The following is a 26,261-nucleotide window of genomic DNA, read 5'->3' on the forward strand; positions in this document are numbered from 1 at the left end:
GGTCTACCCCCTGCCTCGAGTCATTGATTTCATCAGTACTTCCTGGGTGGCGTCCTCCCGTCTGACTTCTCCGGTGATCCGGCCTTCGCTCATGACGTAAATGCGGTCGCACATCCCAAGAATTTCCGGAAGCTCCGAGGAGATGAACAAAATGCCCTTGCCTTCGTCCGCCAACTGGTTGACGATCGAATAAATTTCGTATTTGGCTCCGACATCGATGCCGCGCGTCGGCTCATCAAGAATCAGAATTTCCGGCTGTGCGTAAATCCACTTGCTGAGAACAACCTTTTGTTGATTGCCGCCGCTCAGGTTGACCGTTTTTTGCAAAATGCTCGGCGTTTTAATGTTGAGCTTGCTCCGGTATTCCTCGGCGACCCCTACTTCCTCGCGTTCGTCGATGACACCGCGACGGGAGAGCTTCCTTAACGAAGCCAATGAAATATTGCGTTTGATATCATCGATCAGAACCAATCCGTATTGTTTACGATCCTCCGTGACATAAGCGACGCCATGCTTGATCGCTTGACTGATGTCATTAAACCGCACCTCTTTCCCATGCAAGAAGAGTTGGCCTTTTATATGCCTTCCGTAGGAACGGCCGAATAGGCTCATCGCCAGTTCTGTCCGGCCTGCGCCCATTAAACCGGCGATCCCGACGATTTCCCCGCGGCGGATATTCAGGTTAATGCCGTCCAGCACTTTGCGATCCTCTTGCTGCGGGTGGGTTGCTTCCCAGTCCCGCACCTCGAAGATCACCTCGCCGATCCGGGGAACCCGCTCTGGATAGCGGTGGGTGAGGTCACGGCCAACCATGCCCTTGATGATAAGATCCTCGGTCACCTGATCGGCTTTCATATCCAAAGTCTGGATCGTCTTGCCATCGCGCAGAATCGTGATCGAATCGGCGACTTTGCTGATTTCGTTCAGTTTGTGCGAAATGATGATAGAGGTGATGCCTTGTTTCTTCAGCTCGAGGATCAGCTCCAGCAGGTTTTCGCTGTCGTTTTCATTCAAGGCCGCTGTGGGTTCGTCCAGAATCAGCAGCTTGACCTGTTTGGACAACGCTTTGGCGATCTCCACCAACTGCTGCTTACCGACGCCGAGTTCTAATACGTGAGTGGCCGGTGATTCATCTAAACCAACGCGTTCCAGCAGCGCTTTCGTTTTGACCGTCGTTTCGTTCCAATCGATTAGCCCACGTTTGCTTTGCTCATTACCGAGAAAAATGTTCTCCGCGATAGAGAGATAGGGGATCAGCGCGAGCTCCTGGTGAATAATAACGATCCCTAGCTGTTCGCTTTCCTTAATGTCCTTGAATTCGCAGACCTTCCCTTCGAACAGGATCTCGCCTTCATAGGAGCCGTGAGGATATACGCCGCTGAGCACTTTCATTAACGTCGATTTACCGGCCCCGTTCTCTCCGCACAGGGCATGAATTTCCCCGGAGGTTACCTTTAAGTTGACATTGTTCAGCGCCTTGACGCCCGGGAAGGTTTTCGTAATGCCCCTCATTTCCAAAATCGTGTTGCTCATTTGCGCCACCTGGCCTTTCGCTCATGGTAAGGGCATAGCGACGGCCGCCCCAATCCGCGTCCGCCGCTATGCCAGTCACCGTAAGTTGATGTTAGAGTCCCAGATCCTCTTTGGAGTAATAGCCGGTATCGACAAGTGCTTGTTCAAGGTTATCCTTGTCAACCGAAACCGGTTCGAGTAGATAGGATGGAACGACTTTGACGCCGTTATCGTAGGTCTTCGAGTCGTTGACTTCGGCCTCTGTGCCTTCCAGAATGCTTTGGACCATGGAGACTGCTTTTTTCGCCAACTCGCGCGTATCCTTGAAGACGGTCTGCGTTTGTTCGCCGGCAAGTATCGATTTGACCGAAGCCAGCTCAGCATCCTGGCCGGTCACGATCGGCATCGACTTGCTTCCGGAGCCGTAACCAACCCCTTTGAGCGAGGAGAGGATGCCGATGCTGATCCCGTCATAAGGGGAAAGAACGGCGTCAATGTTCTCCGTGCTGTAATGGGCGCTCAGCAAATTGTCCATGCGGGCTTGGGCGGTGGCGCCGTCCCAGCGCAGGGTAGCGATTTGCTCCATTTTCGTTTGTCCGCTGCGCACCACCAGCTTACCGGAATCGATGTAAGGCTGTAGTACGGACATGGCGCCGTCATAGAAGAAGTAGGCGTTGTTATCATCCGGCGAGCCGCCGAACAACTCGATGTTGAACGGGCCTTTGCTGTCCTTCAGGCCAAGCTTCTCCTCAATGTAGGAGGCCTGCTGCACGCCAACCTTGAAGTTGTCGAAGGTGGCGTAGTAGTCGACGTATTCGCTGTTCATGATCAGCCGGTCATAGGCAACAACCTGGATGCCTTGGTCGTGGGCTTTTTGCAGGACGTCGGTCAAAGCGCCGCCGTCGATAGCAGCAATGACGAGGACCTTTACACCTTTGGTGATCATATTTTCGATCTGCGACACCTGGTTTTCGATGACGTCTTCCCCGTATTGCAGGTCGGTACCATAGCCAAGCGCCTTAAACTCCTTGACCATGTTGTTGCCGTCGTTCACCCAGCGTTCGGACGATTTCGTGGGCATGGCGATGCCGATCGTTCCCTTTTTGCTGTTGCCCGATCCGCTGCCACCGTCGTTTCCGCCATTGGCGCAAGCCGCGAGGGCCAATACCATTGCCAGTGCAAGTAAAATGGCCGTTACCTTTTTCAAAACCGATTCCCCCTATACCTGAAATGAATGCGTTTACAGTAGGGAGTATAGCAATCGATGGGGGAGGTCGTATTTACAGTGAATTGACTCTTTTTATAAAAATCGTACCTTTGTGGAGGTCGGAGGGGATTTATATCTCAGGGGGAGCGTTACTCCCCCTGAGCGTCTTCGCGTCCAAACGCGCCTTTGCGGTATTGCAGCGGGGAAAGGCCGGTCGCTCGCTTGAACGCCGTGCTGAAGTAGTGCTGGGTTTCGTAGCCGACTTGTTCAGCGATCTCACCGATCGTCAGGTCCGTGGCATTTAACAGCCGGGTCGCCCGGCGAATGCGAAGCTGCGTCAAATAGCTGTTGAACGTGGTCCCCAGCTCCTGTTTGATCATGCGGCTCAAATAAGCGGGGGAAGACTGCAAGGCTTGCGCCATCGCTTCCAACGTGAATCCGCTATCGCCGAAATGCTCCAGCATGTACTGCTTGGCCCGGCGCACCAGCGGCGAAACGACGGTTTCTCTCATCACGGCGGATTTGGCTTTCCGGTAAACGGCAGGGAGCCCTAGTACGTCGCCGGTAGCCTCGGCCAAGTGAACCTCGGCGGCAATTTTCAAGTGGGTACGAACCAAAGTTTCGATGCGGTAAAAATCGGCTTCGGCTTCCAAGCTCCAGAGCAGGATGACGATGAGGCCGAAGGGATCCCGGAAGATCGTCTTGGGGTAAGGGGCGAGCACCTCGGCCGCGATATTATCGACGGCAAATCCATAAAGCTGTCGATCGTCCTCCTTGAGGACAGCGGCGGAGCTCGCCGACTCTGGCAAACGGATGACACCCAGCCAATCGGGGCAGGCATCCGGCAGCTTCAAGAACTGCAATTGCTCGGCGATTTCCGCGGCGGTCATCCCACCGTCTAGCCATTGCTGGCAGAATCGCTCTCTTAGAAGCGGGTAGCTGCGCGTAATCTGCCGGGAGGCCTCCTGCCACTGTTGCTGTCTGGACGTCTCTTCCTCTAGTTCTCCGCGAACTTGGCGCAGCACCTTCGCCAGTTGCGCGGGATTGGCCGGCTTTAGAATATAATCCTTCACCTGAAGCCGGATCGCCTTTTGCGCATATGCGAACTCGTCATGACCCGTGATGATGACGATTTTGCAATCCGGCAGTTGTTCGCGGACCCGTTTCATCAATTCGATGCCGTCCATGATCGGCATGTTAAGATCGACGAGCATGATATGGACGCCATGCCGGATAGCTAACTCCAGGGCTTCCTCGCCATCCTCCGCCTCGGCGGCTACGGTAAGGCGCATGCCCTCCCAGTCGACGCTGTCGCGGATACCTTCGCGGATAATTTGCTCATCGTCGGCGATGAGCACCTTCCAGCGGAAATCGGATAATGCTGCGTTCATGATTCGCTCCTTTCCCATCGGGCGGGTTCCTCCCGAATGATAGGGTGGGTGACGGTAACGACCGTTCCACGGCCTACTTCGCTCTGGATCGTCATTCCATATTTGGCGCCGAAGGTCAATGCGATTCGGGCTTGCACGTTCAGCATCCCATAACCCTGGCCGACGTCACCTGCGCCGGATGAGCCTATCGGTTCAAGTCCCTGTTCCCGTCCATCGGCGGCAACCGCGGCTTGGAGGTCCTTTTGCAATTGGGCCAGTTTATCCGGCGGGATTCCTTTCCCGTCGTCCCGGATAGAGATCACCAGCATGCCGCCGTCTTCAACCGCTTCGATCACGACATGGCCCGGTCCTCGGCGTTCCTTGATTCCATGGTAGATGGCATTCTCTACGATGGGCTGAAGGATCAGCTTCAAGACATAGACGCCGCGAATTTCCGGGGCGATATGCAAAGCGTATTCGAGTTTGTTTTGGTAACGGACATGTTGAATTTGCAAGTAGCTACGGACATGCTCGATTTCATCATTCAGCGGGATGATGTCATTCCCTTTGCTGAGTCCGATTCGGAATAGCTTGGAGAGGGACTCCGCCATTTCTGCGATATCCTCCGCTCCTTTGCGGCGGGCCATCCAATGGATCGTATCCAGCGTATTGTACAAAAAATGCGGTTTGATATGCGCCTGTAAACTCCGCAACTCCGCTTCCCGTTTTTGTCGCTCCTGCAGTTCGGTTAGAGAGAGCAAGCGGTGAATTTGCTGCAGCATGGCATTGAAGCGGCGACCGAGCAGGCCGATTTCGTCAGTTCGGTCGCTCCAGTGGCGAATCGTCAGATCCCCGGATTGCGCCTTCTGCATAAAGGAAGCCAATTGACCGATCGGCCTGGAAATCGTATGGGCCAAATAGAAGGAGGCGGTCATCCCCAACAGGCAGACGACAAAAACAAAGCTAACCACGTAAAAGCGAATTTCCCGCATCTCGGAGGCGGACTCCGCCATGGAAAATACGCCGACGGTCGTCCAGTTCGTAAACGGCGAGTGCCGGTAAATGAATTGCAGCTCGCGTCCGCCCATTCGCTCCGCGTAGGTTCCCGAAGCGTCCTGGCTAAGCCGTTCCAGCGGGACACGGTCGATGTAGGGATCCGGCGGGGCATAGATCAATTCGCCGTTTCCGTCCACCACCGTTAGATAGCCCGTTTTCCCCAAACGGACGTCCTGGGCGGTCTCAGCGATGACCCGCAGCTTGAGGTCGATTAATACGACACCTTTCACCTGCTGGGTCTCGGGGTCGAGAATCGCCCTTACGGCCGAAACGACCTCGCTGTCCTTGTAGTTCACATGCGTGGTCACGTTACGGCCCCGCGGATGGCCGATAATCTTAAAAATTCCTTTATTGCGAACCGCCTCTTGATACCACTCTTCCCGGGTCAGGCTTCCATCGGTCCTGGCATACATTTCATTGCTGATGTAGTCGCCGCGGCTGTTGACGATCAGCACCCCCGCGACTTCTGAATACAAGGTGGTAAAGCCCTGAAGGAACTTGCGAATTTCGTAGTGGTCGGCTTCGGCTTCAGCTACGGTTCGCGGCTGGGCGTCCGTGCTTCCAGTGAGGCGAGGTTCCCCGCCAGACGGTGTCGTTGAATCGTCTATCCCCATATCAGTGCGGCCCTCGAGGAACTGCAGCACCTCCGGGTTAAAGGAGATAAAGAACGTCATGTTTTGCAAATTTTCCACATAGGTCTCCAGCGACCGGTTGACCTTGCCGATGAGCTGAAGCGTATTGTCCGTGATCTGGCGTTCGATGATGCGGTCGACGGTCCAATTCGTCAGCACCCCCAGGCCGATGGAAGGCAGGATGCTGATCAGCAAAAAGTGAACGATTAATTTATAACGGATCGGCAGATTGTTAAGCGAAAAATCGCGGAACTCCCAGGACCGTTTTCCATAGCTATTTCGCATAGTAATCATTCACATTCTGCCGCGTAACGACGGTGATGCCCGTATCCAACCGCTGCGGGACGCGGGGTCCGGGATGCTGGGATCCGTCCGGATCATGCTTCAGCGAAAAGAGTAATTGCAGCGACCAGTACCCCATATTCCAGGTTCCCTGGGCCATCGTGGCGGAGATGTCTCCGCTTTTGACCAAGTCCAGGGTGCCTTTATCGGTGTCAAAGCTGATGATCTTCGGACCGGAGGGGGTCAAGCCATATTCACGGACCGCCTCCGCAACGCCGATGCCACCGTTGGCTTCGGTGGTGAAGATGCCGGCGATCCCGGGGATATCTCGCAAAATCTCTTCTGCCGACTGCCGGGAGTAAAGCTCGTCGCCTTTTCCGTTTTTTATCGCGGCGATGTGCATGTCGGGGAACTCCTTTGAGACAGTGTCCGCAAAGCCGTCTGTGCGCTCCTGGTGATTTTGCTGATCCGGGACGGTCACGATCGCCACCTCGCCGCGTCCGCCGGTGAGCTCGGCCATTTTTCGTGCAGCCTCAACTCCGGCGGAGTAATTATCCGTACCGAGGAAGGAAAAGGCTCGGCTACCCGGGGCGTCGGAATCGAATAGAACAACGGGGATGCCGGCGTCAACCGCTTTATTGATCGTGGCGGTCAGCTCGGTCGGATGGATGGCGGAAATGGCAATGCCAGCCGGTTTTTTGGCGATAGCTTGCTCCAGCACCGTGATTTGCTCGTGAATGTCGCGCTGGGTGGAGCCGCGGTATTCCACGGAGACGTTGAGCGCTTGGGCCGCGTCCTCAAATCCTTTCAACCCGCTTTTCCAATAATCGATCCCCCTTTGAAACGTCACCATCACATACTTCTCGTCGATGGATCCCTGCAGGCCACCGGAATTCCATTGGTCGTTTAAACGGGTCTGCGAGCGATAATCCAGCACGTATAACGCAAAACAGGCAAATAACAGCAAATATACAATCCAAATCTTCTTCATATGTAACCCCTTTCATGAGAACGTTCCAAAAAAGAGATGGACTTCGACATCATCATACTATGATTCGCCATAAAAGATAATGATGTAATTTAGGAGATCCATCGGGTTGGGGTTAGCGGAGTCACAAAGCCGTAGATTCTCATCGTGCTAAATTGAAATTAGGTTTCTCGTTGGCTGGTAAGCACCGGGGGCTGAGTCTTTTGAGGCGGGGATGGATAACAATGTGGAAGACAATTGAACAGAAAATTGAACGTTTATTTCCGGGGTATTTCTCCATGGCAATGGCGACCGGAGCCTTGTCGATTGCGATGAAGTTGCTGAAGATTCCGCTTGCTCCCGAGATTCTGCTATATCTGAACACCTGCATTTATATCACGTTGTGGATCCTCACGTTGATTCGCCTAATCCAATTTTTCCCGCGAGTGCGGGCCGATTTGACGAGCCATAGCCAAGGTCCCGGTTTTTTTACCTGCACGGCAGCGACCTGCGTATATGGCAGCCAGTGGTTCATTGTGGCGCATAACGGTACGATATCGACCGGGTTGTGGTTTTTTGGCATTTTGCTTTGGGTTGTTATTATGTACACCTTCTTTACGGCCGTTACCGTGAGAAAAGAAAAGCCGTCCCTGGCCGAGGGGATCAACGGCGCGTGGTTAATTGCCGCTGTCGCCACCCAATCCGTATCCATTCTGGGTACGCTGATCTCATCCTACCTAACGGAGGGGCGTGAGGTCGTGTTGTTTTTTACGCTATGCATGTATTTGCTGGGGTGTATGCTTTACCTGAATATCATCACCTTAATATTCTACCGGTTTACCTTTGTCGATCTGAAATATGCTGCGTTGACCCCGCCCTATTGGATCAATATGGGCGCCGTTGCGATTACGACCCTGGCCGGCTCCACGTTGATGCTGCATGCTGAAAAATGGCCGTTTTTGACGGAGTTGATCCCCTTTTTGCGCGGATTTACGTTGTTCTTCTGGATTACCGGCAGTTGGTGGATTCCGTTATTGTTTATTCTGATGATATGGCGGCACGCCTACCATCGTTACCCTTTGACGTACGACCCCCAGTTTTGGGGAATGGTGTTTCCGTTGGCCATGTATACAACCAGTACGTATCAGTTGTCACAGGCATTGAAGTTGCCGTTCTTGGTCGCGATTCCGCGCGTCATGATCGTCGTTGCCCTGACGGCTTGGGTCGTTGTAATGACTGGTTTTCTCCATCACCAGGTTCGCTCGTTCCGACGGGAAGGGAAAACGAGATGACAATAACAAGATCGCTCCTTGTTGAGTGAAAGTGAATAACAAAAATATAACAAGTTTCATCTAAATTAGTATATAATAGAGCATAACTTACGACTTCATGGAGGGCTTATGAACAATCATAGCTATGCGATCCAACATTGGAAATTCAAGGCTTGCGACGAAAAGGAGTGGAAGCCGGCCCGAGTACCGGGCACGGTGCATACGGATCTGCTCAGCAACGGGCTCATCTCCGATCCGTTCTATGGAACCAACGAACATGACCTGCAGTGGATTGATCGAAAAGATTGGGAATACGAGGCCTCCTTCGATTTGGATGAGGTTTGGTTCGCTTTGCCGCAAATTGAACTCGTCTTTGACGGCTTGGATACGTATGCCGACGTAACGGTCAACGGGGTACACGCCTTGTCGGCCGACAATATGTTCCGCGTCTGGCGAATCGATGTGAAGCCGCTTTTGCGCCAAGGCACCAACACAATTGCCGTTCGCTTCCGCTCGCCGATCGCGGAGGATTTGCCCAAGCTTGAGAAGCTGGGTTACGACCTCCCGGCGTCGAACGACCAATCGGAGCTGGGCGGTTTAGGCGACCGCCGGGTCAGCGTGTTTGCCCGTAAAGCACCGTATCATTACGGTTGGGACTGGGGGCCCCGCTTCGTGACCAGCGGAATCTGGCGCGAGGTTCGGCTGGAAGGATGGAGCGGTCCGGTGATCCGTGACATGCACATCCGCCAGGACCGTGTGAACGCCACGGCTGCAGAGCTCACCGCCGTGGTGGAGATCGAAACCGCCGAGCGATGGGAGGGCCAGCTACAGTTATCCACCGGCGAACTGAGTTGGGTTCGTTCGATTGCTTTGGAACCGGGAACTCACATTGTGGAGGTGTCCGCGGTGATCGCCCAGCCGAAGCTGTGGTGGTGCCGGGGGCTGGGAGAACCGGCGATGTACCATTTCCGGGCCGAGCTCGTCGTGGTGGGCGGGCAGGAAACGGTCGCTGAGGCGTCCGTCCATACCGGGCTGCGTGACATCAAGCTGGTTCGGGAGAAGGACGCTGCCGGAGCTTCCTTCCGATTCGAGTTGAACGGTGTACCGGTGTTCGCCAAGGGTGCAAACCATATCCCGAACGACAGTTTTTTAACGGAAGTAACGGACGAACGCTATCGCCATGAGATTGCCTCAGCCGCCGAAAGCGGTATGAATATGCTTCGCATCTGGGGCGGCGGCATTTACGAGCAGGACATTTTTTACGAGTTGTGTGATGAATACGGGATTCTAGTATGGCAGGACTTCATGTTTGCCTGCAGTATGTATCCGGGCGAACCAGGGTTTTTGGACAGCATTGCCCGCGAAGCGGAGGACAACGTCAAACGGCTGCGGAATCATCCAAGTATCGCATTATGGTGCGGCAACAACGAGATTGACTCGGCTTGGGCTCATTATGAGGAAGATGGGGGCTGGGGATGGAAGAAGGATTACACCTCGGAGCAGCGTGAGAAGCTATGGGCCGATTACGATGCGATTTTCCATCGCATCCTGCCGCAGGTGGTGGAACGTTATGGCGGCGGTGTGGCCTATTGGCCGTCTTCGCCACTCCGTGAGCTTACGGGGGATGCAAACCAGCATGCGCTCCAAGTGACCGGTGAAGGCGACGTCCATTACTGGGGCGTGTGGCATGCGGTCGAGCCGTTCGACAACTATAATCACCGAGTCGGTCGATTTATGAGCGAATACGGCTTCCAATCCTTCCCGGAGCTGAAATCGGTGCTAACCTATGCCCCGGAGAGCGAGCTAGCGCTCGAATCCGATATCATGATGGCTCACCAGAAGAACGGCCGCGGCAACCAGTTGATCAAGGAATACATGGATCTTTATTTGCCTGCGCCAAGGGACTTCAAATCATTCCTGTATATGAGCCAGGTGCTCCAGGCCGAAGCAATCCGTACAGCGATTGAAGCGCACCGCCGCAACAAGCCTTACTGCATGGGAACGCTGTACTGGCAGATGAACGATTGCTGGCCGGTGGCGTCCTGGGCGGGGATGGACTATTACGGACGCTGGAAGGCACTGCAGTATACGGTTCGCAGAAGTTACCGCGACTTGATGCTGGTGATCTACGAGCCGGAGGAAGGCCCAATCTCGGTCAACCTCATCTCCGATCTGCAGAAACCAGTGGGAGGTCAGCTACGGTTATCGCTATACGACATGCATGGTGCCTTACTAAAAAAACAGGTGTCGGAAGTTCGCGCAACTGCGGATTCGGTTGTTGAAGCTGCCGCGTTCACTCGGGAAGAATGGCTGGAAGGCCGGGATCCGCGCCAGGTCGTATTGCACGCCGTTCTTGAAGTGGACGGGCATGAAGTAGACAGCAAATCCTTTTATTTCGTATCCGACAAAGAGCTTTCGTTGCCGCAGGCGAGCATTACCCTTCTGGAGGAGGACGGCAGCGGTGGCAGCCGGTATACCTTGGTAAGCGACACCTTGGCGCGCCAGGTGTGGATTTCGGCGGAAGAGGAGGGGATCTTCTCCGACAACTACTTCGACCTGATCCCAGGCATACCGTTGACGGTGGAGTTCCGGAAGCGGGGCGGTGAGGGCAGCGGGGAACCGTTCGTAGCGGGGCATCCGGGCAAGCTAATCGTTCGCTCCATGGCTGATTTCGTGTGAATTCGACTCTGGATTTTACCGTGTTATAATAAACGAATAGAAAATCGTGTGTTATTAGAGGATGTTCAAAAAGTCGTCTTCCCATGACGAAGTAGTTCATGGAGTCAAACCGACATCGAATCTTGAATTCAGCCGGGCCTTGCGTTGCTCACGTAGATCTGTCTACGCTCCGCTACTCAGTCCCTAGCTTCATTCAACCTTCTCGGTCCTGAAAACCCCGACTTTTTCAACTCGTAATTTATGTAAACACGGGAACAATCCGGAGAAAAGAGATGGGAATCATACGTAACTCAAACCGAATTCATTTTATTGCAACGTTCGCGCTGATCGGTGCGAAGCTGTTATTGCTGCGTTATTTTTTCTATGGAAGTATTGGAGCTCAGGGATTACCCGGCGAGTGGCTGTCGGTGCTGGCGCTGCTGTGTCTGGTTGAGCTATTAACGCCGATCAAGGGCAAATGGGGGGTATATCTAGGATTTAACTTTGCCCTATCCTTCATCCTGTTTGCCGCAACGGTGTATAATGCCTATTTTGGTACGGTACCTACCTATGCGGTGCTAAGCGGGTTAAACCAGGTGCCTGAGGTCAAAGCGAGCGTAGCCTCGTTATTGCGGCCTGAACAATTTCTGTATTTCATCGACCTGCCGGTGTTGATTGCGGTGCGTATCCTCCAGTCAGGGCGGCGTCGCCGGGCTTCGCGAGGATTCCATCTGTCGGGAAGCCTCAGCTTCCGCACGGACCGGCCGCGCGCCTCGTTGATGTGGAAGGTGGGAGTTGCGTTCGTCCTGATCGTCAGTCTGATGCTTTCCGGGCTGTACATCCGTTCGGGGAAGAGCATCGATAACGAACTGGTGCGGGCCGAAAGCGTCGGGTTCTTTAACTTCCAGGTCGATGCGGCAATCCGCGACCAAGAGGAGGAGCGGATGATCGCGGAAGGCAATTTGCAAGAGACGGCAGCCAAGGTCCGTCAGCTCCAGAGCAGCTATCCTTACCAAGAGGTAGCGGCAACGGGGGATCCGGCATACTTCGGCGCCGCCCAAGGGATGAATCTGATGATCGTGCAAATGGAATCATTCCAGAACTTCCCGATCAATCTCAAGCTGAACGGTCAAGAGATCACGCCTGTGTTGAACGGTTTAGCGAAGGAAGGCTTCTACTTCCCGCACGTGTTTCAGCAAATCGGACCCGGCAATACGTCGGATGCCGAGTTTATGTCCAATACGTCGATTTATCCGACGGCCGCAGAAGCGATGTCGACCGGTTACGGCGATCGGCAGATCCCAAGCCTTTCGCGCTTGCTGCAAAGTCGCGGGTACACGGCAAACACGTTCCACATCAATAAAGTGACTTTTTGGGACCGCCATAAAATGTACCCGGCGTTGAACTTCGATAAGTATTATGACAAGCCGTATTATACGAACGATCATTTTAACGATTTTGGAGCCTCTGACGAGGAAATGTACCGGGTTGGCATGGAAAAGCTGACGGAGCTGACAGCGCAGAACAAGCCGTTTTACGCCCAGTTTGTCACCACTTCGAGTCATAATCCGTTTGTGGTGCCGAAGGACCGCCGCCATTTCGATCTTCCGGCGGACATGGAAGACACGATGCTCGGGAATTACATCGAGGCAGCCAACTATACTGATTACGCAATTGGGAAGCTGATCGAACGGTTGAAAGAAACGGGTCTGTGGGAGAACACGATGCTGGTACTTTACGGAGATCACTTCGGCCTCCAGGAGAAAGACGTTCCCGCGAAGGAAATCAGCGAGAAGCTGGGGATCGCTTACGACGAGCGGATCAGCCGATTCAACATCCCGCTGATCATCCACATCCCAGGACAGCAGCACGGCCAGGTGGTGGAGCGTGCTGGCGGACAGGTTGATATTTTGCCGACGGTAGCCAATCTCCTTGGCATTTCGCTGGAAAAGGAAGGGTTTACCGCGTTTGGGCATGACCTGCTGAATATGGACCGCAACGTGGTTGGAATGAGGTATTATCTGCCGACAGGCTCCTTCTTTAATGATGAGGTCATGTTCGTGCCGGGAGCCGGCTTTGACGACGGTACCGCGATCTCCCTGGACTCGCTGCAGCCGGTTGCCGATATCGCGTCGTATCGCAGCGATTACGATTACATTACGCAGTTGATGAAGCTCTCCGACGAATACGTCAAGCTGCTCCCCAAGCGGGGAAAATAACCAAAGAAGGCCCTACCGGATACCGCAAGCGGTTATCTTGTAGGGCCTTCACTTTGATTTCGTCAGGTTAACCGAGGATGGTATACCTGGTTCGCGCGCTCTGTGCCACGAGTTCCGGGAGCTCCTGCAACTGAAGTTCATAAGCTTCTTGGGTTAAGCTTCCTTCGTTCAAGCGTTTCTGCAACTGCTCCTGCAGCTGTGCGACCTGCAGCCGGATCACCCGGTCCGCGTCTTGACCACGGGATTCGGCGATGTCCGCCAACGACTCGCCTTCTAGCAAGGCGTCGTAGACCTCCTTGTCGGAGGCAGCGCCGAGAAGTCCGTTAAGCTCGTCCTCCGGACGCTCCGCATGATTGCTAGTGCTGGATTGCTTAGATGGATGAGCCGCATAGGCCAGGCTGGTCAAATACCCGGACATACTGGGATTTATGGTAATGACGAGGGCCATCGTACCGAGGATGACCACTTTTTTTAGTTTGAATTTCATGGATTGAATTCCTCTCTTTGAATAAGGGATGGACATGCGCGAAGCAATGATTCCTAGTAGTAATACGGATGAGCTGCCCTGTAAGTTTCAGTTGGCGGGTCGTCTCTTGGAATGTAGGGTGGTGTTGTCAGAGGTCCTCCCGTATAATGGAATTCAATATAAAGGTGATTTCGGAGCAGAGGAGTGCAATCGAAGATGGTAGAGCAAGTAGCGATCCGTTCGCTGAATGTAGGGAAGCCGATTGAGGTTGAGCATCAAGGCAAGACGGTCCGTTCGGGGATTTTCAAAATGCCGGTGAAGGACGCGCTGCATCTATCGACGGTGAATTTTGCCGGGGACGCGCAGGCAGATCTCCGATTTCACGGAGGGCCGGATAAGGCCGTTTGCGTGTACCCCTTCGAGCGGTATGCCTACTGGGAGGAGCGGTTTGGGATCGCATTGGAGTTAGGGGCATTTGGGGAAAATATCACGACCGAAGGGATGCTCGAAGAGGAGATCCACATCGGCGACCGGTTTCGATTGGGCGAAGCCGTCGTTCAGGTTAGCCAACCCAGACAGCCCTGCTTCAAGGTGGGCGTTAAGCATGGCTTGCCCGAGCTGCCGCTGGAAATCCAGCAAACGGGCTATACCGGGTATTACTTCCGGGTTCTTCGTGAGGGGGAGGTTCGCCCCGGGGATCGGTTGGAGCTGATCGAAAGTCACTCGGCAGGCGTCACGCTGGCCTTCGCGAATCGCGTGATGCACCTGGACAAGGAGGATGCCGAGGGAATTCGGCGCGTTTTGGCCGTGGAGGAACTGTCGGACAGCTGGCGTGAAACGTTGAGCGCCCGGTTAGATAGGCTCGCGGGGGAATAGGTCCTCATGCTCAACCGCTTTCCCATGAGGGGGAGCGGTTTTTTTGCGCCTTTCGAATCAGTTTAGGGGGCTTCAGTCCCGGGACTTCCGGGCTTCTTGGTTCAAGGCTAGGCGTCCAGGGGTAATTTTTTTATACGACAGGAAAACATAGAAACTTTTACCTGAGATGATACGTCAAATGGGAAGAGTTATTTTTCTGTAGCTCTGTTCATGAGCATGGGGAGGATGAGATTTTTGAAAAAACTATGGGCTTCGCTCTTAGCCGCATTTCTAATCATACCAATGTTTCAACAAACGACGGCGCAGGCGGCTACGCCGATCAGCATCTACATCGATGGCAGCCGGTTGACCACTGATCAGGCGCCGGTTGTCATCAGCGGGCGGGTCATGCTGCCACTGCGGGCCATCTTTGAAGCGCTGGATGCTACGGTCAACTATAACCAGACGCTGCAAACCGTCACGGCCCAGAAGGACGGCACGACCATCGTGCTGAAGCTAAAGTCGCGTTCGGCTACGATCAACAACGACGCGGTGCTGCTCGACGTGCCGGCGCAAAGCATCAAAGGCAGAACGATGGTGCCCGTTCGCTTCGTCAGCGAGGCGCTAGGCCAGCAAGTCGGGTGGAACAACTCCACCAAAATCGTCACGATCAACTCCGGCTCGGGCACAGGCGGATCGGATGGTGGAAGCTCGGATCCTAGTCCGGTCGCTTACGTATCAGCCCGCGATGTGGGGAATAACGGGGACGGCCGGGATTTGGAAATCAGCTTCTCGAAATCCTCGAACGAATCGCGCGTTGAACAGTACCGCGTGATGATCGTGAAGTCCTCGAATGCTTCCGTCTTTAATCTGACGGCAGCGCAAAGGATCTCGTCGGCCAATTACACGTCGTTGTCGCCGTCGGGAACGGATCCGGTCGTGAACCTGTCTTCCGGTGCACGAGACGTCGATGGGGCTGCAATCCGTGAAAATCAATCTTACGTTGCCTATGTATTGGCCATTGGGAAGGGCAATAGCGCTAATGCGTTGTCGAATCCATCTCCGGCCATTACGTTGTCCAACGGCGCGGCCGTGGCCGCTCCAACGAACGTGAAGGTCAGTGACGTGAGCGATTACAGCGATGGCCGTGACTTGAGCGTCACCTTTACGCGGGCTCAGAACGAGAGCAGCATCGCTAACTACCGGGTGTTCGTCGTCAAGACGAAGGACGCCGGAAGCTTTACCCTGAGTACGGCGAACAACGTGCCAAGCTCGTATTCTACGGTCGTGTCCAAATCGGGCAGCGGTTCGACGCTGACCGGTCAGTTGGCTTCTTCCGCTCGGGATACATCCGGCGATCTGATTAAGAACGGTGTGTCCTACACCATTTTTGTGCAATCGGTAAGTAATAATTCAGGCTTCGCTAACAAATTGTCGTCTGCCTCTTCCGCGATCTCGCTTGCGATAGGCTCGGTCATTTCGCCGGTCATTACGAAGGTCGAAGACTGGAACGACTACGGCGATGGCCGTGACCTGCGCGTCAGCTTCAATCGAATTTCGGACGAAACGCGGATTGGCTCTTACCGGATTTTCGTCGTCAAGGCCAGCGATTATGCCAACTTCAGCCTGGCAAAGGCGAACGGAGTATCCAGCGCGAACTACACCCAGGTCAATAAGACGGGCTCGAACATCACATCGTATGCCTTGTCCTCTAGTGCGCGGGATGTGGATGGAGCGACAATTCGCAACGGCGTCAGCTACCGGGTGTTCGCCATGGCCGTGGGCACCGGAAATTATGCAGGAACGAATACATTATCCGCCGCTTCGAGCGCCATAACGCTGACGAACGGCAACACGGTGGATACGGTATCGAACGTCACCGTTGAAGACGTGAGTGATTATAACGATGGTCGCGACCTTCGGGTGACGTTTACCCGGGCTTCAAACGAGACGTACATCAGCAACTATCGGATTATGGTCGTCAAAACCTCGGATGCAGGCAACTTTACGTTGTCTAAAGCTAATAATGTCAGCAGCTCGAACTATACCACCGTAAGCAAAAACGGCTACACCCTTTCCACGGTCCTTAACTCGGGGGCAAGGGACGTCGACGGAGCGACGATTCGTAACGGGGTGAGCTATCGGGTGTTTGTTCTCTCGGTAGCCAGCAGCGGATATAACCTGAGTAACGCGTTGTCTTATTACTCCTCGCCGATTACGCTGTCGTACAATGCGGTTGGTTCCATCTCGAATCTGAATACCGCTGACGTCAGCGATTACGGTGACGGCCGCGACTTGTGGGTATCGTTTAACCGTGCCGCCGATGAATCGAATATCAGCCACTACCGGATCATGGTAGTGAAATCGGCAAACGCCGGCAGCTTTAATCTGTCGAAGGCGAATGCCGTATCCAGTGACAGATACACGTATATCAGCAAGGGCAACTATACGTTAACCGGTATCCTGGCTGCGGGGGCCAAAGATGTTGATGGAGCAGCGATCAAAAACGGCGTCAGCTACCAAGTCTTTGTCTTGTCGGTTGGCAGCAATGGCTATACAGGCAGCAACACGCTTTCTCCTGCTTCCAACGTCATTACGCTATCGGGAGCGGCTGTTGGGACGGCTTCAAATGTAGCGGCCAATGACGCAAATGATTTCGGCGATGGCCGGGATCTGCGGGTGACGTTTACCCGGGCCTCGAACGAAACCTATATCAATCAATATCGTGTGTTCGTGGTGAAGGCATCGAAGTACGGAAGCTTTAATCTGAACGTAGCCAATTCGTCTAATTACTATACACCCGTCAATAAAAATGGGGTAACCTTGACCGCTGACCTTGGGGCAGGGGCACGAGATACCGACGGGGAGCTTCTCCGCAACGGTGTGGCTTATCGGGTTTACGTCCTATCGCTTGCCGTTAGCGGCGGTGGATCGAATGCGTTGTCGGGGGTTTCGAATGAGGTTACGTTGAATGACAACAGTTCCGTAGGTGCCGTTTCCGGTTTGTATGCTCAGTTGAACTCGAATTATAATGGCACATATAGCAATATCGTGGTTAGCTTTAATAAGTTGGCCAATGAGAATAACGTGGCTGAGTATCGGATTCTGGCGGTTCCGGTAGGAAACGCCGGCAACTATAAAATTTCCGATGCCAACGCTGTAACCCAACCAGACCGATACACATCGGTAGGAGTTCCGAATGCAAGTAACATTACGAAAACCTTGGATAAACCAAACGATGTCAACGGTAACCCGATCAACAAAGATACATCTTATCAATTCTTTGTATTGACGGTTGCACGGAGCGGAGCCAATAATTTGTCTGCGGCCTCCAATGCCGTTCAGCCTATTCTCAAAGTGGATAATATTGCTGTCGCACCTGTAACTCGGGTGAGTGCTGTAGCTAATGCTTCCTCCATAACGGTTGAATTTGATTCACCCGGTGATAGTCGTATTAGTTCGTATCGAATTCTTGTAGTTACCGAGGGCCAAACCCTTAACGTAGATGCGGCTGTCGGTCTCAAAGATAAGGGCATACAGGTGGCTGCTAATGGTCCGCTTACGGGCACGGTTAGCGTAGACGTTTATGATTCTCCGATTACTGCTCAGAGCTATAGGGTCTATATCCTGTCAGAACCGGATATGATTAATGCCAAGGGATATGCGCTCTCCAACCCAGTCCTGGTAACTGTTGCTCCAGCTGCAGCGCCAACGGGCACGGATCCAATTACATCTCCGACGCCAACTAATCCGTAACCAGAATCAAATCAACTCTATATTGATTAAAAAGAGCGGTTCGCCTAAAGGCGCCGCTCTTTTTTTTGCCCACAACCCCCGTTCCAAGACAGTAGATTGACAATCTTTTCAAAATTTATGTACCATTAAGGTCAAACTAGGGAGCGAGAAGGATAGCGAATGCGGAACTTGGGTGAAGCAGTCAAAGCAGATGGAACGCTGGACGATAACCGGATATGGCGCAGGGAACCGATGTATCAAGGGATGAACGGGCGATGGGTGGAGCGGTTCTATACCGATCCGGAGCACAGCTATATCTTCAAGCCGCTCACGAACGGCGAATCGGTGGATCGGGAGGCGTGGGTGAACCGGAACATTCTGGCGAAACTCCCCGAGATTACGGCACCCAAGCTGTTGGCGGTCTCCCTGGATGGGAAAGGAACCCGGGGCTGGACGATCTTCGAGGATTTGGGGCCGCTGAGACATTCCTACCGGCTAGAGTATGCTCAAGCGGCGGCTAGACAGCTGGCCCGCCTACACGCCGCACCGGCGGAACAATGGCCGGGCTTAACGGCCCAAGGCCCCAAGCCGGGCATTGAGGTCATCGCCGCTGATGTGCTGCGACGGCGGGACGAGGCACTGGCCGTCCTTGGCGGGCAGGGACTACCGATACAATGGCTCGACTGGGAGATCGTCCCGGCGGTTCGGGACGGGTACGGCTTCAACGTCAGGCGGCAGGTGTTGTCGCATGGCGACCTGCATCTGGGCAACTATGCCGTGACGAAGGAAGGGGGCGTGGTTCTGCTCGATTGGGAGCACACGCATCGGAATCTCCCCTACTGGGATCTGTACCACCTCATCGACATGTCGCACCCGCGGTTTCCAAAAGCGATGCCAGTCGAGGATCGGGTGAAGCTGCTTGAGACTTATATGGACGAAGCGGACAAGCAAGGCACGCCATGGGCGAGGGAGGTATTGGTCCGGGAGTATGCCTGGTTCGCTGCGATCTTTTCTCTATGGATGCTGCTGTTGGTCGAAAACGACTTGCGGCGGGGAGGCGGCGTTTGGACGAAGGAAGGACTGCTGCGGCAGCGGGAAGAGACGGCGAAAGGCTTGACTGGATGTTTGGAACTGCTGGAAAACCATGGGTAATATAAGAACACTTACGATCTGCTAACGGACCGTAGTGACGTTATCGACTCATTTCCCGAATATTTCCCGGAGTAACGGACTTGTAAGCCGCTATTTGGGCTACAAAGAGGTGTTTTTGCCGGATTTGCCTACAATAAGGTCTCTCAAGTCCGTTAAAACCTCGTAGTCCCGGATTCGTAGCCAATAACGTCCCTCAGGTCCGTTAGCGGTTGACGAAGCAAGACGTGACGTGGCAATCCATCCACTACAAGACAATATAAACTAGAGGCGGGATCCTATGAAGAAAGTCGGTTTAGTGATGCGAAAAATCCAGTTCGCGGAAGCCCAAGGCCCACGTGTGTTTGCGGAGCGGTTGCGCGATATCGGCCGTGAACTTGGCGTGGACGTTGTATTTATCTCCCCGGAACGCCATGTCAGCGGGCATGATTGGCTTCCCGGCTACGAGCACGAGAAAGGCGATCTGGTCAATTACGATGTCGTATTGGACCAAATCCATGCGCACCAAATCGAGCATGTGATTTATACGGTCTCCGGTTTTACTTTTCTGAAAATGTTCCTCCCGAACAGCGTACTGTTCCCGCATAGTTTCCCTGACCCTGCGTTAACCGGATACGAAATGATGAAGCCTTTCTACGGAATCGTGGACAAGGCGATCGTGCAAACGGAGTTTTTGCGACGACAGTTGAACGACGTGTTCGGAGTAAGTGATGTGGATGTGATCCCCATCGGATTTAACGAATCGCTGGCGGAGCGTCATTTTGACCCGGCAGCCGTCGTCGATAACCGGGTATTGTGGATCGGACGCGATGAAGAGAACCGGCGGCCGGATCTGGTGCTGGAGTACGCGCGGCAAAATCCGGACAAAGATGTCGTGATGGTGTTCGGCGGGGAGCGTTACAAGGAAAGTGTGAAAAAATACGACGTCCCGCTTAATGTCACCTTGCAGTTCGCGTTAAGCCAGGACGAGGTGTTTGCGTTGATGAACTCGGCCAAGGTGTACTGGAGTTGCTCTAAATTCGATACCTTTGCCATGCCGCTGACCGAAGCGCTGGCAATGGGCAAAATCGTCGTCAAGCCGGAGCATCCTTGCTACGGGCATATTAGCTCCCGCCATGCCTTTGCGGGCAATGAGAAGAACTGGTTCGAGCTGGTGAATATGGCGGCGGCCTCGCCGCAGAAATATTCCGCCGACAACCGGGAATACGCGTTTTCGAAGTTTTCGGCTACAGTGATGAAGCAAGGATACGAGCGATTCTTTGGGGAGTGGTTAAAATGAAACGTTTATCTGTGGGGCCTGAGCTTGCCAGCGCGATAGAGCAGTTGGCAGCGAGCGGGTGGCCACCGAGCGAACTCGAGTCACTTGGCACCTGGAGGCTGAGGGCCAACGGTGGTGTTACGACGCGGGCGAACAGCGTGCTGGCGGCGGGGCCGTTTCCGGAGGGCGAGTGGTTGGAGGGAGTTGAGCGGTTTTACCGGGAGCGTGGACTTCCACCATGTTTTCATGTCAGCGACTCCTCGCCCAAAGAACTGGAGGGGCTCCTTGCTGCGGCCGGTTACGAAGTTTCGATGAATTGTCTGTTGCTGGCAGCCTCCATCAAGGAGGTGCTTCAGCGCTCGACAACTTACGAGATTGGCGAAGCAAAAGTTACTTTGACCGCACAGCCGGAGGAGCCTTGGATGAATGATTTCCTGCGGATGGAAGGATTTCCGGAGGAACGGCGGGCCGGGTATTTGGCGATCTTCAAGGCCATGCCGAAGCCCAAGTCGTTTGCCGCCATTTATGAGGCGGGAAAGCCGATGGGAGTGGCCACCGTGGTGATCGAGGAAGGCTGGGCGGGAATCAGCAACGTTGTCGTCGACTCGCGTCATCGCCGCAAAGGCGTTGCTGGCCGTCTACTGCAGGCGTTGGCGTCATGGGCGGCCGAGCACGGCGCGGAAGGCATGTACTTGCAAGTGTTGGCGGGTAATGCGCCGGCGTTGGAGCTTTACGGCAAGCTAGGCTTTGAGACGATTTCGGGTTATCATTACCGAATTCGCAAATAGCAGGAAGCGAGGGCGACCTAACAAGGGTCGCCTTTTTTTGCGTCGGGAGGAATAATTTGGGGATATCGCGAAATTTACTATCCAGGGAACTAGAGGCTGGGTTTCTTACATAAACATGGAGTAGACGTATCGGCCAAAGAAAGGATTGGAATGCATGGCACAAACACTGCTGTACCAATACGGCCCTGACCATTTTGAGCCGTCATCGCCGGAAGGTGAGGCGCGGAGGGAAATGATTTACCGAGATCCCAATCCGGTGTATGTCGGTTTCTGGAGAAGGCTGCTCGCTTTTTTCATTGATGGGCTGATATTGACAGTGATCGATTGGATCCTCCCTTTCTCCGACTTCATGCAAAGGCTGCTTGATCTGCTGTACTTCGTGATCCTGCCGGCCACCTCTTGGCAAGGAACGATCGGGAAACTGGCGGTAGGAGCGAAGATCGTGGATGGGGAGGGAGAACGAATCTCCATTTTGCGATCCATTGGTCGATATTTTTCGCAGTTCTTATCGGCATTGCTCTTGTTCATTGGTTTCCTCATGATTGCTTTCAGCGCGGAGAAGCGTGGCCTGCACGATTGGATTTGTAATACGTTCGTGCTGAATCGGGACTCGGAGTTGTATCCGTAAACCAAAGGGCGGCCGATGATCGGCCTCATGTGTTATGTAAGCGTTTTATTCCGGGAACGGAAAAAGCTATTTGCGAAAACGGAGGGGGAAGACAGATGACACTGGCAGAGCGATTGGGGTATGGGCAGGACACCAAATTGTTAATCGTCAATGCGGACGATTTTGGGATGTGCCATGCGGAGAACACGGCGATTATCCAACTGCTGCAGGAAGGTGCGGTTTCCTCGGCTACGGTCATGGTCCCTTGCGCCTGGGCTAAGGAAGCTGCGGCCTGGAGCGTCGCCAATCCAGAATACGACGTAGGGGTGCATTTGACGTTCACCAGTGAATGGAACGGTTATAAATGGGGACCGGTCACCCGCGATGGAGACGTGCGAACGCTGGTTACGGAGGAAGGTTATTTTCCCAAAGACGTGGCCCGCTTCGAATTGCAGGCGAGTCGCCCTCAGGTGCGCTTGGAGATGATCAATCAGGTGGAGACCGCGCTGGCGTTAGGCCTCGCGCCTACGCATCTCGACAACCACATGGGCAGTTTATACGGGTTGGCAACGGGTCAACATTTCCTCGACGTAACGTTCGAAATTTGCGCCGATTACGGTCTGCCGTTCCGTTTGCCACGCTCGTTGCCACAGGTAGGCAAACTGCCGCCGGAGGCTGCTGCCTTAGCCCGCCAGGTCACCGAGCTGGCCGACCGGATGGGCGTCATCCTTCTCGACGATCTGATCGGTCTGCCGTTCGGCAAGCAGCCGGGTGAAACGTACGAAAGCTACAAGCGGGAGATGATCGCCGTTCTTAAAGCGCTGCGCCCCGGTGTATCCGAAATCATCATACATCCTGCGCTGGCAACGGAGGAGCTGAAGGCCATCCATTCCGAGTGGGAAAAAAGACACTGGGATTTTCAGCTTTTCCGCGATCCGGAGATCAAGGCGGTTCTGGCGGAAGAGGACATCGAATTGATCCGCTGGAAGGATCTGCAGCAGTTGCAACAGCGGCCCTAGAACAGGACGGATTTCAAAAATAAGGAGGTGGGGCGGATGATACGTCATGTGAAGCGGGGCAAGCGGTCGGAGATTCATAAGGTGGCCTATAGTTCGGGGAATCTGGCGGTAAATTTGATGTCGCAGGCCTTTGCCACCTATCTCGTTTACTATTATGTCGACGTGCTGGGCGTCCGCCCGGCCTTAATCAGCTTGGCGATGGTGTTCCACGGCGTGCTTAATGCCTTGCTTAATCCGCTGTTTGGCCATTTGTCCGATCGGACCCGCACACGGTTCGGCAGACGGCTCCCTTATATCGGGTTCGGCCTGGTTCCACTGGCCGCAGCCTTTGCGCTGTTATGGACGCCTCCGGCGGATGAAGGTGCGGCTTTTCCCTATTTTATAGGAACCGTAATGCTGTATGATGCGTTGTTCGTGTTAGTGGTGCTGAACTACTCCGCATTGTTCCCGGAGATGTTCCAAAGCATCAAGGACCGGGCTTACGTATCCTCCTGGCGGCAGATGTTGGGCATCGTCGGCATGATCGTGGGTGTGGCGATTCCGCCGCTCCTCTATTCGCAAATCGGCTGGGGTGCAATGGGGGGCATATTCGCAGCGTTGTCGGCCGTTTTCCTGGCCTTGTCCCTTTGGGGCAGCCGGGAAAATCCCGATGCATCCCGCACAACGTTCCGCTTGACCACGGCGGTTCGGCATACGTTGGGGAACCGTGCGTTTGTCCTGTATGTGATCGGTAGTTTTCTGGTGCAGTTCACGTTTGCCCTGCTGCCGGCCGGCATACCGTTTTACACCAAATACGTGTTGGGCCGTGAGGAAAGCTTTAACACCCTGCTGTTAGGGGCGATTTTTCTATCTGCCATTCCGTGCGTATTCCTGTGGGGACGATTAACAGCCAAATACGGAGCGCGGCAGGGTATTCTGATCGCTGTTGCTTGCTATGCGTCCGCCCTGCTGCCGTTTGGCTGGGTTACGAAGGAGGGCGGCGCGATTGCCACCGCAGTTGCCGTGGGGATTGGATTAGCCGGGCTGCTGGTGCTGCTTGATGTCATGTTGTCCGAGGTGATCGACGAGGATGAACGGCGTACCGGCGCACGCCGGGAAGGTATGTACTTCGGCATGAACGGATTTATCGTGAGGTGGGGCGTTTCGCTGCAGGCTGCCTGCATGGGGCTCATCCTGGAGGCAAGCGGGTATGAAGCCGGCTTAAAAGAACAGCCGGCATCGGCCGCGATCGGCATCCGATGGATGCTCAGCGGGATACCGGCTGCGGCGCTGCTGCTGGCGTTGCTGTTTTTTTACTTGTACCCTTTGGGCAAGCGGCAGTCAAGGTCGTAGTCACTTGATACCGTGGCGGCCATTAACTAGACTTCAACAATCCCTCTATCGCTTCAGCGTTCAGCGGTCGACTGTAGTAGTAACCTTGAATCTGATCGCAGCCGTTTTGCTGCAGGAATTCGAACTGGGCTTTCGTCTCGACGCCTTCGGCCAGCACGGTCATGCCCAGCGATTTCCCAAGCTGGATGATGGAACGAAGCAGGGAATTGTCGCGTTCCGAGCATGGCGTTTCCTGCACAAAGGTGCGGTCTATTTTTAGCACCTGAACGGGCAGCGACTTCAAGTAATGGATGGAAGAGTAACCGGTCCCGAAATCGTCCACGGACAGCGAAATGCCGCGTTTCTGCAAGGCGGTTAAGGTATCCCTGATCAGCACGTGCTCGTTCAGCAGCGATTCGGTCACTTCGAGCTCCAGAAATTGTGGAGCGAGCTCCGTTTCGGCTAGCACCTGTTCAACCGTACGCAAAAAGTGCGGATGTCTGAATTGTACCGCCGAGACGTTGACGGACATCGGCAGCTTTGGAAGCCCGGCCTCCTGCCATCGTTTGTTCACCCTGCAGGCTTCAAGCAGAACCCATTTGCCCAATTCAACTATAAACCCATTGTCTTCGGCGATCGGGATAAAAGTGACCGGCGGAATGTATCCCTGCACGGGGTCGTTCCAACGGATCAGCGCCTCAAAGCCGGTCAGCTTCTCGGTGACCGCATCGATTTTGGGCTGGAAATGCAGCTCGAACTGCCCTGACGCCAAAGCTCGAATCATCTTCTTCTCTAAAGTCAACTGGGCCATTAGACGGTCCATCAAGTAATAATCAAAGTAGTGCGGGCCTTCCAGCGCTTCCTTCTTCGCTTCCTTCATCGCCATTTCGGCATGCTGCAGCAATTGATTTACGTCGGACCCGTCATCGGGGTAGAGACTGATCCCCATCCCCAAACCGACATGGAATGTTTCACCGGAAAGGGTATAAGGCTCCTTTAGCGCGTCATTCAAATCAAGTGCAAGTGTATGTATATACAAGGGATCGGACACGTTTGATACCAGCACAAAAAATTCATCCGCAAAGTTGCGGCACATCGGCGTTCCTTCTGGAAAGGCACGGCCCAATCTTTCGGCGACCTGCCGAAGCAGCTCATTGCCGTCGCATTCGCCATAGCTCTCGTTGATATGCCGGAACCGATTCAGATTGATGCACATGACCGCCGCCATTGTATTCTCGGCTTGGGCAGAACGAAGCTCGGCGTGCATGAGTTCCTTAAAACGATTGGAATTCAACAGGCGGGTGACCGGATCGAAATGGGACAGCTGGCGAAGTCGTTCTGTTGATGCCTGCTGTTGCTCCACTTCTTGGGTCACATCGAACTGAAGTCCGATGAAATAGAGAGGGTGGCCCTCTGAATCCAGTATGGGGCTGATGACGAACTGGTTCCAGTAAGTACTGCCGTCCTTCTTGTAGTTCTTAATTCTTACTGTAGCCGATTCGATCTCCTTTACCGCTTTCCGTATAACGTCGAGATGTTCTTTGTTGGTCTCTTCTCCCTGAAGAAAACGGAGATTCCGCCGCAAGACTTCCTCACGATTATACCCGGTAAGATGTTCGAACCCTTGATTTACGTAAACGAGAGGGTTGTCCTCGAGATTAGGATCTGTGATGGCCAAGCCGACGCCCATCCGATCAATGGCGCGAAGCAGGGCCGAGGCAGTGAGCATGGATTCTGGTCGGAATGGGGAGCTAGCCTGGTCGTCTTCCACGAAATAAAAGCCTCCTCGAAATGAACCGCTTGAGATGTAGTTAACCGACGATGTCCGTCATACGGGAGCGTCCGATCAAAGCCAAAGCTTATAACCCCATCATACATGCGGCATAGTGCCGCTGGCAA

General features: G+C 54.1%; 18 protein-coding genes. 11 read left to right on the forward strand and 7 right to left on the reverse strand.

What is annotated here, in order from left to right; translation table 11 throughout:
- Window positions 1-3: 3 nt before the first annotated feature.
- The 5 genes from mmsA to MKZ15_RS02195 all read right to left on the reverse strand — a co-directional run bounded on the left by mmsA (window position 4) and on the right by MKZ15_RS02195 (window position 7,050).
- On the reverse strand, window positions 4-1,533 hold the full coding sequence (gene mmsA, locus MKZ15_RS02175; protein WP_213623173.1) for a multiple monosaccharide ABC transporter ATP-binding protein: 1,530 nt from the start codon (window positions 1,531-1,533) through the stop codon (window positions 4-6).
- A 91-nt stretch (window positions 1,534-1,624) separates the two neighbouring features.
- A complete protein-coding gene (gene chvE / locus MKZ15_RS02180; RefSeq protein WP_339819495.1) occupies window positions 1,625-2,719 on the reverse strand; it encodes a multiple monosaccharide ABC transporter substrate-binding protein in 1,095 nt (364 codons plus the stop codon).
- A 149-nt stretch (window positions 2,720-2,868) separates the two neighbouring features.
- On the reverse strand, window positions 2,869-4,128 hold the full coding sequence (locus tag MKZ15_RS02185; RefSeq protein WP_244868476.1) for a response regulator: 1,260 nt from the start codon (window positions 4,126-4,128) through the stop codon (window positions 2,869-2,871).
- Complete coding sequence (locus MKZ15_RS02190; protein WP_339819499.1) at window positions 4,107-6,071, reverse strand: sensor histidine kinase; 1,965 nt, start codon at window positions 6,069-6,071, stop codon at window positions 4,107-4,109. Before MKZ15_RS02190 ends, MKZ15_RS02185 begins: the two co-directional genes overlap by 22 nt.
- Window positions 6,052-7,050 carry a substrate-binding domain-containing protein gene (locus MKZ15_RS02195; RefSeq protein ID WP_339819500.1) on the reverse strand — a complete coding sequence of 333 codons (999 nt, stop codon included), beginning with the start codon at window positions 7,048-7,050 and terminating at the stop codon, window positions 6,052-6,054. Before MKZ15_RS02195 ends, MKZ15_RS02190 begins: the two co-directional genes overlap by 20 nt.
- A gap of 221 nt (window positions 7,051-7,271) precedes the next feature.
- On the opposite strand from MKZ15_RS02195, the gene MKZ15_RS02200 reads away from it, so the two are divergent.
- The 3 genes from MKZ15_RS02200 to MKZ15_RS02210 all read left to right on the forward strand — a co-directional run bounded on the left by MKZ15_RS02200 (window position 7,272) and on the right by MKZ15_RS02210 (window position 13,174).
- Window positions 7,272-8,318, forward strand: a complete 1,047-nt coding sequence (locus MKZ15_RS02200; protein WP_339819501.1) for a tellurite resistance/C4-dicarboxylate transporter family protein — start codon at window positions 7,272-7,274, stop codon at window positions 8,316-8,318.
- A 108-nt stretch (window positions 8,319-8,426) separates the two neighbouring features.
- The gene (locus MKZ15_RS02205) at window positions 8,427-10,976 is read left to right on the forward strand and encodes a glycoside hydrolase family 2 protein (RefSeq protein WP_339819502.1); all 2,550 of its coding nucleotides are present in this window, start codon (window positions 8,427-8,429) and stop codon (window positions 10,974-10,976) included.
- A 272-nt stretch (window positions 10,977-11,248) separates the two neighbouring features.
- Entirely contained in the window at window positions 11,249-13,174 is a 1,926-nt protein-coding gene (locus MKZ15_RS02210) for an LTA synthase family protein (protein ID WP_339819504.1), read from the forward strand.
- Between the two features lie 67 nt (window positions 13,175-13,241).
- On the opposite strand, the gene MKZ15_RS02215 is transcribed toward MKZ15_RS02210, so the two are convergent.
- Window positions 13,242-13,661 (reverse strand): hypothetical protein, encoded by a 420-nt coding sequence (locus MKZ15_RS02215; protein ID WP_155606789.1) that lies wholly within the window; start codon window positions 13,659-13,661, stop codon window positions 13,242-13,244.
- Window positions 13,662-13,856: 195 nt separating this feature from the next.
- On the opposite strand from MKZ15_RS02215, the gene MKZ15_RS02220 reads away from it, so the two are divergent.
- From MKZ15_RS02220 to MKZ15_RS02255, 8 genes are all read left to right on the forward strand, one after another.
- On the forward strand, window positions 13,857-14,516 hold the full coding sequence (locus tag MKZ15_RS02220) for an MOSC domain-containing protein (RefSeq protein WP_339819507.1): 660 nt from the start codon (window positions 13,857-13,859) through the stop codon (window positions 14,514-14,516).
- Window positions 14,517-14,741: 225 nt separating this feature from the next.
- Window positions 14,742-18,251, forward strand: coding sequence for a copper amine oxidase N-terminal domain-containing protein (locus MKZ15_RS02225; protein WP_339819508.1), 3,510 nt, complete (start codon window positions 14,742-14,744; stop codon window positions 18,249-18,251).
- A 159-nt stretch (window positions 18,252-18,410) separates the two neighbouring features.
- Window positions 18,411-19,382, forward strand: coding sequence for a phosphotransferase (locus MKZ15_RS02230; RefSeq protein WP_339819509.1), 972 nt, complete (start codon window positions 18,411-18,413; stop codon window positions 19,380-19,382).
- A gap of 277 nt (window positions 19,383-19,659) precedes the next feature.
- Entirely contained in the window at window positions 19,660-20,658 is a 999-nt protein-coding gene (locus MKZ15_RS02235) for a glycosyltransferase (RefSeq protein ID WP_339819511.1), read from the forward strand.
- Window positions 20,655-21,425 carry a GNAT family N-acetyltransferase gene (locus MKZ15_RS02240; protein WP_339819513.1) on the forward strand — a complete coding sequence of 257 codons (771 nt, stop codon included), beginning with the start codon at window positions 20,655-20,657 and terminating at the stop codon, window positions 21,423-21,425. The genes MKZ15_RS02235 and MKZ15_RS02240 overlap by 4 nt, the downstream gene beginning before the upstream one ends.
- Window positions 21,426-21,579: 154 nt before the next feature.
- Window positions 21,580-22,053: an RDD family protein gene (locus MKZ15_RS02245; protein ID WP_193416789.1), complete on the forward strand. Its 474-nt coding sequence runs from the start codon at window positions 21,580-21,582 to the stop codon at window positions 22,051-22,053.
- A gap of 95 nt (window positions 22,054-22,148) precedes the next feature.
- Entirely contained in the window at window positions 22,149-23,051 is a 903-nt protein-coding gene (locus MKZ15_RS02250) for a polysaccharide deacetylase family protein (protein WP_339819515.1), read from the forward strand.
- 36 nt (window positions 23,052-23,087) lie between these two features.
- Window positions 23,088-24,383: an MFS transporter gene (locus tag MKZ15_RS02255; protein WP_339819516.1), complete on the forward strand. Its 1,296-nt coding sequence runs from the start codon at window positions 23,088-23,090 to the stop codon at window positions 24,381-24,383.
- 22 nt (window positions 24,384-24,405) lie between these two features.
- Here MKZ15_RS02255 and MKZ15_RS02260 read toward each other — a convergent pair whose 3' ends face one another.
- Window positions 24,406-26,133, reverse strand: coding sequence for an EAL domain-containing protein (locus MKZ15_RS02260; RefSeq protein WP_339819517.1), 1,728 nt, complete (start codon window positions 26,131-26,133; stop codon window positions 24,406-24,408).
- Window positions 26,134-26,261: the final 128 nt, after the last annotated feature.

Source organism: Paenibacillus sp. FSL R7-0216, from assembly GCF_037969915.1.
Classification (GTDB): Bacteria; Bacillota; Bacilli; order Paenibacillales; family Paenibacillaceae; genus Fontibacillus; species Fontibacillus rhizolycopersici.

Coding starts and splice junctions, on each gene's coding strand:
- mmsA (WP_213623173.1), bottom strand. CDS start 1,533: ATGAGCAACACGATTTTGGAAATGAGGGGCATTACGAAAACCTTCCCG.
- MKZ15_RS02185 (WP_244868476.1), bottom strand. CDS start 4,128: ATGGGAAAGGAGCGAATCATGAACGCAGCATTATCCGATTTCCGCTGG.
- MKZ15_RS02190 (WP_339819499.1), bottom strand. CDS start 6,071: ATGATTACTATGCGAAATAGCTATGGAAAACGGTCCTGGGAGTTCCGC.
- MKZ15_RS02195 (WP_339819500.1), bottom strand. CDS start 7,050: ATGAAGAAGATTTGGATTGTATATTTGCTGTTATTTGCCTGTTTTGCG.
- MKZ15_RS02200 (WP_339819501.1), top strand. CDS start 7,272: ATGTGGAAGACAATTGAACAGAAAATTGAACGTTTATTTCCGGGGTAT.
- MKZ15_RS02205 (WP_339819502.1), top strand. CDS start 8,427: ATGAACAATCATAGCTATGCGATCCAACATTGGAAATTCAAGGCTTGC.
- MKZ15_RS02210 (WP_339819504.1), top strand. CDS start 11,249: ATGGGAATCATACGTAACTCAAACCGAATTCATTTTATTGCAACGTTC.
- MKZ15_RS02215 (WP_155606789.1), bottom strand. CDS start 13,661: ATGAAATTCAAACTAAAAAAAGTGGTCATCCTCGGTACGATGGCCCTC.
- MKZ15_RS02220 (WP_339819507.1), top strand. CDS start 13,857: ATGGTAGAGCAAGTAGCGATCCGTTCGCTGAATGTAGGGAAGCCGATT.
- MKZ15_RS02225 (WP_339819508.1), top strand. CDS start 14,742: ATGAGATTTTTGAAAAAACTATGGGCTTCGCTCTTAGCCGCATTTCTA.
- MKZ15_RS02230 (WP_339819509.1), top strand. CDS start 18,411: ATGCGGAACTTGGGTGAAGCAGTCAAAGCAGATGGAACGCTGGACGAT.
- MKZ15_RS02235 (WP_339819511.1), top strand. CDS start 19,660: ATGAAGAAAGTCGGTTTAGTGATGCGAAAAATCCAGTTCGCGGAAGCC.
- MKZ15_RS02240 (WP_339819513.1), top strand. CDS start 20,655: ATGAAACGTTTATCTGTGGGGCCTGAGCTTGCCAGCGCGATAGAGCAG.
- MKZ15_RS02245 (WP_193416789.1), top strand. CDS start 21,580: ATGGCACAAACACTGCTGTACCAATACGGCCCTGACCATTTTGAGCCG.
- MKZ15_RS02250 (WP_339819515.1), top strand. CDS start 22,149: ATGACACTGGCAGAGCGATTGGGGTATGGGCAGGACACCAAATTGTTA.
- MKZ15_RS02255 (WP_339819516.1), top strand. CDS start 23,088: ATGATACGTCATGTGAAGCGGGGCAAGCGGTCGGAGATTCATAAGGTG.